The 12759-nt window shown below is 63.1% G+C and carries 12 protein-coding genes; 6 read left to right on the forward strand and 6 right to left on the reverse strand.

Features of this window, described 5'->3' with window-relative positions; genetic code table 11:
* Window positions 1-103: 103 nt before the first annotated feature.
* The 3 genes from AWC31_RS03180 to AWC31_RS03190 all read right to left on the reverse strand — a co-directional run bounded on the left by AWC31_RS03180 (window position 104) and on the right by AWC31_RS03190 (window position 2396).
* Window positions 104-595, reverse strand: coding sequence for a hypothetical protein (locus AWC31_RS03180; RefSeq protein WP_085142625.1), 492 nt, complete (start codon window positions 593-595; stop codon window positions 104-106).
* A gap of 79 nt (window positions 596-674) precedes the next feature.
* Window positions 675-1172 (reverse strand): hypothetical protein, encoded by a 498-nt coding sequence (locus AWC31_RS37610; protein WP_207626282.1) that lies wholly within the window; start codon window positions 1170-1172, stop codon window positions 675-677.
* 165 nt (window positions 1173-1337) lie between these two features.
* Window positions 1338-2396 (reverse strand): hypothetical protein, encoded by a 1059-nt coding sequence (locus AWC31_RS03190; protein WP_133060080.1) that lies wholly within the window; start codon window positions 2394-2396, stop codon window positions 1338-1340.
* A gap of 454 nt (window positions 2397-2850) precedes the next feature.
* Between AWC31_RS03190 and AWC31_RS37065 the strand changes: the two genes are divergently transcribed.
* Together AWC31_RS37065 and AWC31_RS03200 are read left to right on the forward strand one after the other, a co-directional pair.
* Window positions 2851-5196, forward strand: coding sequence for a hypothetical protein (locus tag AWC31_RS37065; protein ID WP_133060081.1), 2346 nt, complete (start codon window positions 2851-2853; stop codon window positions 5194-5196).
* A complete protein-coding gene (locus AWC31_RS03200) occupies window positions 5193-6167 on the forward strand; it encodes a hypothetical protein (RefSeq protein WP_133060082.1) in 975 nt (324 codons plus the stop codon). The genes AWC31_RS37065 and AWC31_RS03200 overlap by 4 nt, the downstream gene beginning before the upstream one ends.
* 554 nt (window positions 6168-6721) lie before the next feature.
* Here the strand turns inward: AWC31_RS03200 and AWC31_RS03205 are convergent.
* On the reverse strand, window positions 6722-7441 hold the full coding sequence (locus tag AWC31_RS03205; protein WP_133060083.1) for a hypothetical protein: 720 nt from the start codon (window positions 7439-7441) through the stop codon (window positions 6722-6724).
* Window positions 7442-7544: 103 nt separating this feature from the next.
* On the opposite strand from AWC31_RS03205, the gene AWC31_RS03210 reads away from it, so the two are divergent.
* The 3 genes from AWC31_RS03210 (at window position 7545) to AWC31_RS03220 (ending at window position 9484) form a co-directional block, all read left to right on the forward strand.
* On the forward strand, window positions 7545-7853 hold the full coding sequence (locus tag AWC31_RS03210; protein ID WP_085142634.1) for a hypothetical protein: 309 nt from the start codon (window positions 7545-7547) through the stop codon (window positions 7851-7853).
* A 405-nt stretch (window positions 7854-8258) separates the two neighbouring features.
* A complete protein-coding gene (locus AWC31_RS03215; RefSeq protein WP_085142636.1) occupies window positions 8259-8843 on the forward strand; it encodes a helix-turn-helix domain-containing protein in 585 nt (194 codons plus the stop codon).
* Window positions 8840-9484 (forward strand): RES family NAD+ phosphorylase, encoded by a 645-nt coding sequence (locus tag AWC31_RS03220; RefSeq protein WP_085142638.1) that lies wholly within the window; start codon window positions 8840-8842, stop codon window positions 9482-9484. The genes AWC31_RS03215 and AWC31_RS03220 overlap by 4 nt, the downstream gene beginning before the upstream one ends.
* Before the next feature lie 268 nt (window positions 9485-9752).
* Here the strand turns inward: AWC31_RS03220 and AWC31_RS03225 are convergent, their stop codons facing one another.
* Both AWC31_RS03225 and AWC31_RS37615 read right to left on the reverse strand, forming a co-directional pair.
* On the reverse strand, window positions 9753-10493 hold the full coding sequence (locus tag AWC31_RS03225; protein ID WP_085142640.1) for a hypothetical protein: 741 nt from the start codon (window positions 10491-10493) through the stop codon (window positions 9753-9755).
* Window positions 10490-11449, reverse strand: coding sequence for a hypothetical protein (locus tag AWC31_RS37615; protein WP_234816694.1), 960 nt, complete (start codon window positions 11447-11449; stop codon window positions 10490-10492). Before AWC31_RS37615 ends, AWC31_RS03225 begins: the two co-directional genes overlap by 4 nt.
* Before the next feature lie 181 nt (window positions 11450-11630).
* Here AWC31_RS37615 and ligD point away from each other — a divergent pair, with 181 nt between their 5' ends.
* Window positions 11631-12614, forward strand: a complete 984-nt coding sequence (gene ligD, locus AWC31_RS03235; protein ID WP_234816695.1) for a non-homologous end-joining DNA ligase — start codon at window positions 11631-11633, stop codon at window positions 12612-12614.
* Window positions 12615-12759 lie beyond the last annotated feature (145 nt).

Genomic DNA, 12759 nt, shown 5'->3' on the forward strand with positions numbered 1-12759 from the left:
TCAGCCGGATACCGTGACGGGGCAATCCACCGCAATAACCCGTTCAGCGAACGAGGACCCGTCTCGTGATCGGCGCGGCGAGGATGCCGAGTACGCCAGCAGGCTACAGGCGACTCGCCACAACAGGACCACCACGGCGGCGGCGATCGGCCCTGTCGATGAGCCTCACGCGCGTCTCGACGACCAGTCCATCGAGGCTGGGCGGGACTGGCCGGCGGGCCTCGGCCCGCCGGTGGCGATTCTGTCGGTAGGCCACGAGGTGATCGGCAGCCTTCTGCACGAATACCGGAATGCGGTGTTCGGCTTGGAGTTCGGCAGTTCCTCGCCGGATCTCTTGAGCAATCATGTCGATGCCTGACGAGGCACCATCGGCATGAAGTGCAGGCGACTGGTGGCGGAATCCTCCGGTGAGGTTTTTGGCCATGGTTGGTTCGGTGCCGTGCACCTCTGGGTAGGCGTCGAACATGCCGATCAGCATTTCCAACAAGCGAACTTCCTGGTCGGGAGGGAGCTCCTTGACCTCCTCAAGCAGTGTGAGCATGTGCCGCAGCAGCGAAATCTTCACCGCGGCGCCGAAGAGGTTTATTGCGGCCATTTCGGTGAGTCTCCTAATCGGTTGCGGGACAGGTTGGTCCGTCGAAAAAGACCGGGACGGGTTCTTATCGGGTCTGCGGTCAGGAGATCCCGGGCTTCCGAAAGGCGATCACCTCGGCGGGTGCTTGCTCGTTGCGTCGTACAAGCCCGCGCAGGCTGGCTTTAGCGCTGCGGGGGCTGACGGCCGCCGGCAGCTCGCGGGCGGGCGCCCGCAGTGTCGAAGTGATGTCGGCACCAAATCGTGTGATCTGGTTGTCTAGCGTTCGGCCGTCGGTGGTCTCGGTGTCACCGACGTCAAACGCAACCAGCGCCGCCACCGGAAATGTTGGCCGCCAGTCGCGATGGCGGTACTCACACGTCGCTGGATCGCACTCGCGGCAGCCGCAGCAGTGGAAGCTCCCGTCGTCTTCGTTCGGCGCATAGTAGACGAATCCGTACCCGTCGCCGCCGGGAGCCGTGCGGCATGCGAGCGTCTGGACACCGTTGGCGTCAACGATCCCTAGATCGGGACGAATGCCTGCTTCGTTCATCCTCTCGACGTAGTCCTCGAGTTCGTCCTCGGTGTCGAACGTGATCATTCGTGGCGTGATTCTGGTCTGCATGATTCCTCCCGCGCCGCCCGGCCGGATCCCTTACTGCCTCCCATGATCATCAGCGCCGCGACTCCGTAGTTGCGACACACCATTGCGGCACACCGGTGGCGTTTGGCGGAGAGCCTGGGCGAGCGCCCACAGCGATGGTTATCAGCCGTCCGACGTGGCGCCGATGCCGAGGGCATCGGAGACAACATCTTGCGTTTCCGCAACTATCTTCTTGAGGATCTCGTGGGCTTGCGCCTGGGCGTACTGCTCGGATCGGTCCTTTAGTTCTCGGAAGAAATCGATGTGCTCTTTGGTGAAGTCGACGGCGTACTTGTCGATGTTGTCGGCCACGAATTCCTTGCGGCTATCGCCGTACCCGTAGGTCAGCAGAGCGACCCCGTTCATCATGGCGTGGGCCCGCTGGACCGGGTTCTTGGATGCCGACGCCGGCGCCGTGTAGTGGTTGAGATCAACGACCGTGAACGGATCGAAGGTGTAGGTTCCGCCGTGACCGGTGACGTGGTTTGAGTTCGCGATGATTCCCACGGTGGCGCTCGGATCCGGGTGTGAGATGACGATCGTCGAATGCACCTCATCGAAACCGGGAACGTTTCCGATGTAGTAGGTCGCCTCCGGTTGGTTCACTGAAAGCGCCGAGGTGCGTGCGTATTTGGCTGCTGTTCGGGTGAGCCGGAACCATCCCGGATAGACGCTGCGATGCACGCGCACGTGCGTCGACTTCTCTGCCAAGACCCACATTCCGAGTTCGGGAAGGTCGCTGTTGATCCACACGGTGGCGTCGTAGGGCAGGAACCCTTTGAGGTGCATCTCGACAACCCGGCTAAGACTTTCACCGAGGGCTACATGCGCCAGCGGGGATTCGGCGTCGGCTCGCACATAGATGATCATCGGAGCCCCTTTCTTCGTGTATGGCGCCTTTTCTGTGCCGCCGTGGCGATGGCTGTAGCGACGCACGTTGTCAGGTACATGGAGCGTGTTGTGGTCGGAAGTGTAGCGACGTTCGTTGCGCGGCGGGGACGACACGGCCACCCGCCGTGCTCGGTTGAAACACCCTGCATACTGCAGGTTTTTCACGATGCCTCCCAGGCTGACGGGTGGCCGGTGTCCTCCAGTTCGTTGCGAAGTTCGTTGCGGTTCCCTGCGAGCGTCGAAGCGATGATTCGCCCATGGCAGGTTTATGTAACCGGGCCGTCGAGCCACACCACTCCGTGCAGATGCAGACCTCAGCCCTGCGCTGCCGTACGTCTCACCGCGCCGGGTCTGCCGCCTGGCTGCCGTCCTCAGTGCGGCAAATACTGCACGGGCGCCCAACGCGACCCAGGCTCGTATCGTCGGACCAGTCGAAACGATGTTCAAAGCAACGCGTTCGCTGGCACGGCATAGACCGTCCCGGAGCGCGTCGGCCTGTCTCAGCGGCGCCGTTCGAGCGAACAGGGGCCGCGATCATGATCAGTCAAGCCGCTGGAAAACGCGCTTTCGATTTGATTTGCGGGCGTAAAATCGCTCTGTCGAAGCACCGGACTTTGGGCGTCGCAACTGGGTGCTGGGCCGTTGATTGGGGGATCAAACAGCGACATTCGTCGCGCTCTGCGACAGAGCTTTCGGTGCCTTGACGAGCTTTTGGATTGTTCCGTTTTCGTGGGGGAGCACCGAGATGGCACTCGCATCACCGGTCATCAGTCAGCCGATTTCGGATTGGTCACAGCGACTGCATGTGACAGGGGCCTTGCCAGGCGCGACCGTATTCATACGGGCGGTCGGCCCGGATCCCAGAGACATTGCTCAATCTCCTCCAGTCGGTGGCGGATCGGACTGGATCGAGTTTCTGCCGGGGATCGCGCTGCACCCGGGAGACCTGCTTCAAGCGCGACAAGAGTTGGGTGCTGACGGCAGCGACTGGACACCTCAAGCGTCGAGTTACCTGGTCAACCAAAGCGAGATTGACCCGGCAAAGCTGATGGCCATCACCTTGAACACCTACCCGTGGGAGTGTGGCGAGCATCTTCTGTTCACCGGCGCTGAGCCCGGCGCGAGGGTTGAGGTGCTTCTCGGCGGAATCCCGATTGGTTCGGCCGAAGCTCCCCTTGGTTGGGCCCGGGTGGCATCGACAGACAAGCTGACGACCCCAGGACCTCTCCAGTTCCGACAAACAACTCCGATTGGACCGGGTCCAACAACCACCCTCGAGGTCAAATCCCTGCCGCTGCAACGCGGCGCACCGTTGCCGCCGCCGCAACTGGACCGGCCCCTACGCGGTTGTGAAGACCGGATATCACTCAAAGGCATCTATGACGGGTCGACAGTGGCCCTGGATCTGAGTACCGGGCAGAACTATTCGGTTGGCGCTGATGTCGCCAACCCAACGATCGTCCTGCCTGAGCCTCTCCACTGGGACAGTCAGAATCCGCCGGCTGTCACACTCACTCAGACAATGCCAGCGTGCGAGCGATACGGCCTGCCGACAACAGCCAACGTCGGCCCACCGGAGGCCGGCGCTCCAACGGTGTACGGGCTTTGCAAAGGCAATCCGAAGATCACGGTCGCTGGGCTCAACGATCGAGGTCTTGTCACCGTCCGGGTCTTTTTGAATGGGGCTGAGTTTCGGACGTTCACTACTCTGGGGGAATCGGTGCATTCCTGCGATGTCGAGCCACCGCTGGATGTCGGCAGTGTGTATGCGATTCAGGAGATCTGTGGTCAGTCCAGTCCGCAGTCGGCGGCGGTAACGATTAACGAGCACCCGGCCGTGACCTTGACTCCGCGGTTGATCGGCCCCCTGTATTCGTGCGCTCGTTCAGTGAAGGTGGCCGATGTCCACGTCGGTGCCGAGGTCCGCCTGTTCATACGCTCTGTCAGCACCGGCTGGACCAATGAGGTGAAGCGCCAAACCTTCCTCGCTTCCGTGGGGAACATCGACGTCGATCCCGTGCTCAAGCAGGATGATGAAGTTTGGGTGCAGGCCGTCGGCTGCGGCAGCGCCCCCGAGAGCCCCCACGAAAAAGTGAAGGCCCACCCACCGATTGATGCACCGAAGTTCCCCGAGCCAGTCGAAAACGAATCGACGTCAGTCCTGATTGAAGGCGCGATCCCCACGGCCGACGTCTATATCTATGTGGCCTTGACTCGGGACGCAGTTGCCTGGGAGCTCGCCGGCGCCAAGAAGTCTGCAGACGGCGGGATCGAGCACGTTGCTCTCAACCGGATGCTCAAGACTGGGCAACTAGTCGCCGCGGCGCAGTACTTTTGCGAAGTCGACAGCGGGCGAGGACAACCAGTGGAGGTCGTCAAGCAACGGCCCCTACCGCCCAAGCTGCTCACCCCCGCGGACGGAGCCAAGAATGTCCCGACAAACACGACGTTCACATGGAGTGACCCTGGCGCACAAACTGAACGGAAGGCCGACACGTTCGACATCGCGGTGTCCCAGGGCTCAAGCCAAGTGGCCGCGGCCACCTGGCTTGCCTCGACGACTTACACGATCGCAGCAGGGAAGCTGACAGTCGGGCAATCGGCACACTGGAGCGTGCAAGGACGTAACTCGACTGGGGTCGGCGGGCAGTCGCATGCAACCTTCACCACACTCGCTCCGAAACCCATTCTTTCCGACTTCGACCAGGACAAACTGAAGCTCAAGGGGTCAAATTTCCCGCCCTCTACAGTGTTCAAGCTGAAATTCCAGTACGTCGTAGAGCAGGACCTTTTCTGGACTGAAGTGCGAATCAGCACTGACGACCGCAAAGGCGATGTTGCAGGCAAATGGATGTCGGACGCTGCAGGCAACTTCGACGCCACCGTCGACCTGTATGCGCTCACACCAGTACTCGTCTGCCCCATCAACGATTCCTCCACCACGGGCGGCACTCACAACTCGGCCATCATCAAAGGCCCCGTCCAAGGAGAAAAGGTGATCCTGCGCGCGGAGTACTACACGTTCGGGCTTGGCTGGATCTCAAGCGACCCGCTCACATTTCATTGGAACAAGAAAACCATGGGGGCTTGACCGCTCTTCTGCCGAGAAGGGGCGACGTGGCAGCGTGCGTATCTGAGTCGACGGCGTGGTGGAGCATCATTACCTCCTCAGCGTCGAACTCACAGTTGGCGGGTGTGTTAGCTGGCTTCATGGTGACTGTGATCGCCGTACTAGCTATTCGGGATCACCGACTGGATACGCACACCATGGCTCTTTTCTCCGCAGGTGCCCTCACGCTCGGCTTGGACAGCTACCTATTCAGCGCAATCACCGGCGCATCGCCACCGGCCGACAACGCGTTGGACAGCTACTTATTCAGCGCAATCACCGGAGCGCCGCCACCAGGCGACGATGCCTGCAAAGTAGTTTGGGCGCAGGGAATGGCGGCCAGCGGAATGCTCGCTGTCGGTGGGTCCGTGTTCGTGTGCGGCCTTGGATGGATACTGGTCAACCACGTCAACCAGAAAGGCGTTAAAGCGACAGAACGCCGCAAATACCTCATCACCTTGGCTGGATTTCTCACCGCTGCGATCATCACCACGACAACGGTTCTGCTTGCAGCCACGACAATCGACTACCTGAGGTTCGTGTTCGGGAACGACTACACCATACTGATGTTCGGCATCGCCCTGTTCGTCGTAGCTGTGTCATCGGCAGAAATCTGTCGCCGAACACGGGCGATGCGGGCCATGTCACCCAAGGAAGAGATCCCAACCTCTTTGGGCGCTCTCCCCGCCGTCACCTACACCATCACCACGGTCGCAATCGGCGCGACGGTGTTCTGCGGCTTGCTGGCCGTCGGCGCCCTTGCAGACGGGCTGGGAGTTCGATTGCTAGCAGTTACAGCAGGATTCTTCGGGCCCTGCACCATATCAGTCCTGCTCGCGTTCTCGGTCGCCAAGCCGTCCCCTCAAGACCCTTTGAAGCAGAAGCCATTTCCAAACACGGTTGCATTCCTCGTGGTGCTTGGGTTAGTTCTTCGTCGGTTGATCAAAGTGTGATGTGGCGCCAGATATGAGCTGCAGGGCTTGCGCCGCTGTCGAATTGGACCACGCAACCGACACGGCAAAACCCCGTGCCCGCCCCGCGGGACGGCCTAAACGGTTCAGCCACTTGAGATCTGATCTGGCTGGCGCAGCCATGAGGGCGGTGTCAATCACCTCCCCGTGCGAATGCGACAGGAGGCTCCTGGCCCGCGAGTAGCTCAGAGTTCACGGACCGGGGCCGGCCCTTGTGGGTCACACAGTTCGGTGACTGCCGGGGCCGCCACAGTCTTCCCGCATGGACACATCCACGTTTGATGTCCGCCGTGCGCGGTACATGGCCGGTAGAACACAGACATCTGGCCCGGAACGAGCTCGTGTCCGGCCGGGCATTGCTTCGGCGCCCAGACCATCCACTTCCCGGTCGTCGTGCGGACCAGCTCGCCGACTCTAGGCATGTTCGCAGTCTAGAACGGTGACGCTCCCGTTCCTTTGCGGAACGCAACGGCTCTGTCTGGTTCAGGCTTCCGCGTTGCGTGCCCCCAAACACTCCGATGCGGCGCCTGCGGAGTTCAGGTGGGGTTCTCCTGTTTCGCCGCGACCCGGAATAGTTGGTCACCGTTTAGGTCGTCGGTCGAACCCGGAAAATCGGGTCCGCACAGTGACGGGAGCGCCCGGTGCAGAGTGTGTTGCGTTTCCCACACGATCTGGCGCACGGAGGCGCTGGCCAGATTCCCGGTAACTGTCACCCCGTTGATCTGGAATCCGTGGTTGTCGCGGGTCAGCGCGTCGTAGTCCGCATCTAAGTCGGGGTCGACGTGGATCCCGTCTGTGTTCGCCATCTCGTATACGACGAATTCCCGGGTACGAAACTGTCGGTTCGTCGGAAATATCGCGGCGTCCTTAGACCACCATTCACTGAACGGCGCCAAAGGAGGTTGCTTGTCGCGGTATCCCCCGTCCAGCGGGGCCACGATCGCGCCGCTCTGCAGACCGGCGAAAATCTTGATGCGGGTGATCCCGTAGCCATAACCAGCGACAGCGTCGGCCGGCAGCCGATCGCATGTATCCGTGAATGCGAGTTGGTCGAGTGGCGTCACTCGGTCGATGAGCCGGTCGGCGAGAAGCACACGCAGGATTGCGGCCATGATGACGACCTGGTCGTCGTCGCCAGCGTCGTACTCGCTCGCAGCCTTCGACAGCAGGCGGAAACGCCGGGCCAGCGCTTCGTTGAACTGCACGGCGTCTCGTGAGACGAACGGCGCCCCCTGCCGCTTGGAGTGCCTACTCATGGTCGACAAGGCTACGTCGCTGACCAGGCGTGTTAGCAGGTATTTCGGTCTGCGCTTTCGCGCTCGAATGGGCCGTGCACCCGCTTCTGCAAGGGTCGAGAGCATGAACACACTGGTGGCCGAGGCGCATGAACTACTCAACGATTTGGCGGCGGGGCAGAAACGTCCGCTTGAACGCGATCAGTCCGCGGGTGCAAGGCGGGAACGCGACTGCAAGGTCGCTCGGATCACCGCTGCCCTGCGGGCCGCGGGAATGAGCCAGAAGGCCGATGCGGTCGCGATGTATCACGACCAGGTCGATCGGTACGTCGACGGTCAGCAGGCGGTCGACCCGACGCAGATGGGGTCGGCAATGCGTGATCCCGGCGTGTGGCTGACCCGTATCTACGATCACGCGCGGCGGGCCAAGTAGCCGACCGGGGGCGCCTGGCGCTTAGCCAGGGAGAACAGGCGCCTCCAAGCATCGCGGGACATATGTCCCGAAAGACCGGACTGTGCCATGACGGTGGTGGGCTCCGTTGGGCTATCTGTAGAGACCGCTGTCGTACATCTCATTGTGGCTGTCGTTGCCCGTCTCGTTGCAACCTGATCGCAGCGCCGGACCGTGGTGTGACGGCGTTAAACGCCACGGTCACCCTATGTTTTTCACCACGCATCGCCCCCGGCGCCAAAGGGATTGCTCGTGCAGTTCATGGCGTTGTTCGTTGTGGCCCAATCGCCATACCAGTGCGGCTTCGCACCCCCCCGGTGGCACTACAGCCTCGACACTCTGCTCTAACGCGAATAGTATGATGTTAATAGTCGTTAGGAGGGTGTCATGCAGGCGAATCCCGATCTGGAGCAACTACTCCACGACCGCTTCGACATCACCACCACTGAGTTCGTCGCCGCCTTGAAGGTCCTGCCCGCCCTGCGGCCATGGGCCGCGGCCCTCACCGAGGACGAAGCCAGACTCCTCGACGACGCTGACTTCCCTGAAGACCGCGACGCCTACCTCGCCGCTGGCACCGAAATCGCTGGCCACACAGCACACCTCGCAGTTACCGCTTTCACAGCCGACGAGGTCGCCAAAGGCCTCGGTGTCAGCGACTCCCGCGTGCGGCAGAAGCGTCTCGCCGGCGAGCTTTGGGCCATCCCGGACGGCCAGAGCTGGGTCTTCCCGGCACTGCAATTCGAAATCAACGCCGACGGCGGCCCCACCCGGCAAGTCCGAGGGCTCGACCAAGTCATCAAGGCCCTGCCCGAAGGTCTGCATCCCGTCGCCATCGCAGGATTTCTACGCACCCCCCAACCCGACCTCGTCCACGACCGGCCGATGACCCCCGTGGAGTGGCTGCGTGCGGGCGGAGACGTCGACCAAGCAGTCGCCGCGGCCGTGGCCACCGACTGGTACACCACGTGAGCACACGGCTTCCCGGCCCGCCACCCCTGGCAGAACTGCGCACGATCGGCATCCGAGACCCCGAATACCGCACCGTATCGACCGACGAGTTGTGGTGGCGCGTGCACCGCACCACCGGGGATCACGTGCTGGCGTGGAATGCCTTCCGGGAACACGGCCCACACTTGCGATTCGATCCCCATCCACCCCCGGCACGAGACCACCCCGGGGTCGGCATCTGGTACGGCGCATCCGGACCCACACCGGCCTTAGCAGAAGCCTTTCAAGCCACCCGCACCATCGACCGCTTCCGCGGCAACCCGTACTTGACTGGCCTCCGATTCACCCGCAACCTCCAACTCCTCGACCTAGCCACCGACAGCACCGGAGCATGGCCCACCCGGGCCGGCGCCACCTACGCACTATCGACAGGCCCACACGCCACTACCCAACGCTGGGCCCGCCGCATCACCGAAGCCTTCCCCCACCTCGACGGCGTGCGCTACAACAGCCGCTTCGCCGGCCAACCCTGCATCGCCTTATTCGCCCCCTCCACAACCGCCATGCCCACCCGGCCCGCAATGTCGCTGCCCCTCACCCACCCCGGCCTGGCCCGGCGGATCGCCAGTGCAGCTCAACGACTCGGCTACCTCGTGATCTGACGTCAGCGTGGCGGTGCATGTTGCACCTTCCGTAGGGACTTCCGTCGGGCATGCCGTTGTGCTTGTTGTTTTCCTATTCGTTGTGCCTGAATGCCCGCCAGGCCATCGTCTGCACCCGTTAAAACACAGTGGTCAATAGCTCTTTTCCGAATGCCCCATCGCTTGACGCCATGCCGATTGACCGCACAGTTCGTGGTGGGGTTCGTTGTGCCCGAATCACCACAATGACTCGACCATCAAGTGCTCTGGCCTAGTGCAGCGGCGCTCGTCATCGCGGCGCCGCGACATACCGTTGCAGCAGAGCGCGCACTCGCGCAGAAATCTCTCGCGGCGGACTGGCGATCATCCGCCCCGCCGCTCGGGCGGCGTCCTTGCGCTCGCCGATCTTTGTGGCAGAGGGATCGTTCATCCGCCACGGCGATGCGCGGTACTCCGGTTGGGCGGCAACGATCTCCAGCAGTGTTGCGATGTCCTGTACGTCGCGGCTGGAGTGCCGCACTGTCCATGCCAGCATCTTCATCACGAAGGCGGCCTCGACGTCGGGAACGGGGACGTCGAAGTCCAGATGTGTGCCATCAGTCAGCTGCGCTGTGACCGTCAACAGGATCGGCGGCGAAGCCAGCGCCAGACGCAGCCCCGGTGCCCCATCGAAGGCCCGTTTGCCGAAGATCCGCTTGCCCGCTTTGGCCTCGGTGGGCACTAACAGGTCGACCGCTCGCTCACCGAGTTCGTATCGGTTTCCGCTGGTGTCTGTGTAGCCCAGGGCGGTGAGTTGGTCATGGAATTCGCCGGCGATCGCGACCTGCTCCTCGATGCCGGTATCGGCATCGGATGTGACTCGTGGCATACCCGGGACGTCGTAGATATGGCGCAGTAGCCGGACCATGTGGCCACCGATCACTCGGTAGTTCAGGCCGCCGGCCACGCTGGCGACGTCCTTGAGCGCGCGCATCCCGTTGTCGTCGGCCAGGGCGGTGCTGGCCAGGACGATAGATAGTTCAGCGGTCACCGGGTTGCGATCCAGTCACCGAGCCGTTGGGGGGCGCCGTCGCCGACGTCGGCGCCTGCACTCATGTCCTGCAAGACCACAACCGGGTCTGCGGTGAGGATGCCGGGATCCTGCACATCGGCGACTTGATTCCACCACGCCGCGGTGGTCCACACAGTGGGATCGGCGGGGACGCGCACGGTCAAGGTTGCTTCCTCGGCGGTGGCTTGCACCAGACCCAAGTCGGTGAGGTCGATCAGTTCCTCGGCATAGATCAGGCCGTGTGATGGCACGCGCCATGGCGCTAGGGCGTCGGCGGCTACTTCGCCGCTGACCAGTACCCGGATGGTCAGCTCTGCGCCGAGCCGACTGGCGCTGCGGACCTGTTCTGGCACGGGGTCCATGCCGTACCAGTAGGTTTCGACTATCCCGTCGTCGGCCGGCGCCGAGGCGAGCGCGGTGAGGAGTTTCCGACGTGCGTGCTGGTGCATAGGAGTTTCCGGTAACGGATTCTTCTCCACCATCTTGGATATCGCCTGCTGGCTCACGGCGAGGGCCGGTGCGAGGTCGTTCTGGCGCAGGCGCTCGCGGGTGAGCACGCATACCCGTTCGGCTGCGCGGCGCCGCCAGTTGCGCTCGCCCGCGGCGTGGTGTGGGCGTGCGATCACTGGGGCGTGGTAGGTCCTTCCGGACAGCACCAGTTCGCCGGTGCTGGCGATGCTGAGGTCCACATCAGGATCTGCCAGGAGAGCCGAGCGCGCCTTCGGCGTTATGGATTCGCAGGCGACGATGACCCTGCGGCCGGGGCGGCGATTGGCGCGAGCCAACACGGCCGTCGGCGATGTGACGTGTTTGGCAAGGATGATTTCGGCGGTGACTGCGCGATCGCCCTGGCGGTAGGTGATGCTGTGGGCGTCGCCAGTGAGCACCGGGATTCCCGCTTCGACCAGACGCGCCGGTACCGACATAGACTGCATTCCATTACCTTAGTGGCAGAGAAAAATCAAACAACCGCATTCCAGAAAACGCGCCTATGGTTGTTTGACGAAACTGCCGAAACGGCGTAAAGGTATTGCCCCCGTCTTATCGCGCACCCCGGCCGCAGTCACCGATTCAACCAGGCGCGATAGCACTGTTGTTCGCGCGTACCGTCGATAGGTGGTCACAACCGACAGCCGCGGCCGGCGCTTAGCTCCTGCGCCGATGCTGGCTGTCCTCGGGTCGCCGCCACGCGACGCCGGCTGGGCCGTCGAGTGGAAGTTCGACGGCCAACGCGCGACCGTGGTCATTGACGGCTGCGATGTCACGGTCTTTTCCCGATCCGGCGCTGATGTGACGCGCGCCTTCCCCGAGCTTTCGGGGGTAGCGGCCGCGCTGGGGCACCGCCGCGCGGTGCTCGACGGTGAGATCATCGCCCCTGATGCAGACGGTCTGCCCTCGTTCTCGCGACTACAGCAGCGCTGGCCGCAGAACCGTCGACCCACACCCGAGCTCCTGCGGCAGGTGCCAGTTCAACTAGTCGCTTTCGATGTGCTCGCCCTCGACGGCGACGACGTCACGGCCGCGTCCTACGTCGAGCGCCGTGCCGCACTCGATGCCCTGGCCCCCACCGATAACCGCAGGCCTGTGTTGGCAGTGCCCAGAGCCTGGACCGACATCTCCCCCGCCGACATGCTGAGCATCGCCGCCGACCATCGGATGGAAGGCATCGTCGCCAAGCGCCTGGACTCGCCGTACCGCTCCGGCAGATCGGCGTTGTGGGTGAAGTGCCCGGTCCGCGCCACGGCCGAGCTCGCGATCGTCGGGTACTGGCCGGCGTCGGCGCCTATGACCTCCAAGAGCGTTGGCGCCCTGCTGCTTGCGGGTCGCGACGACGCCGGCGAACTGGTGGTGGTCGGACGGGTCGGCACCGGTTTCAGCTCCACCACCCGGCAACATCTCTACGAGCTGCTCCATGCGATCGAATGCACAGATCCTGTCGTCGACCGCGGCGTCGACGAATCGCCGGGCCTGCGGTGGGTGAAGCCTGCGTATGTCGGCGAGGTCGCCTACCGCGAATACAGGCTGGGCGGTGGACTTCGCCACGCCTCATGGAAGGGGCTACGAGCCGTGTCTCCTTACGACGTGCGGGTACCGGCCTAGCTGTGGCGTTCTGCCACGTTGGTTACACGGCCCGGCGTGAAGACGGCTGTAGGGCGACACGGTCCGCTCCTCCAGGCGCCAAAGCCTCGGCGGGTAGAGCCGGAGTACGTCTTCGAACCGCCCGGTGATTCATTCGGCGGTCAAC

It is taken from the genome of Mycolicibacterium wolinskyi, assembly GCF_002101965.1.
In the GTDB taxonomy this organism is placed as follows: Bacteria; Actinomycetota; Actinomycetes; order Mycobacteriales; family Mycobacteriaceae; genus Mycobacterium; species Mycobacterium wolinskyi.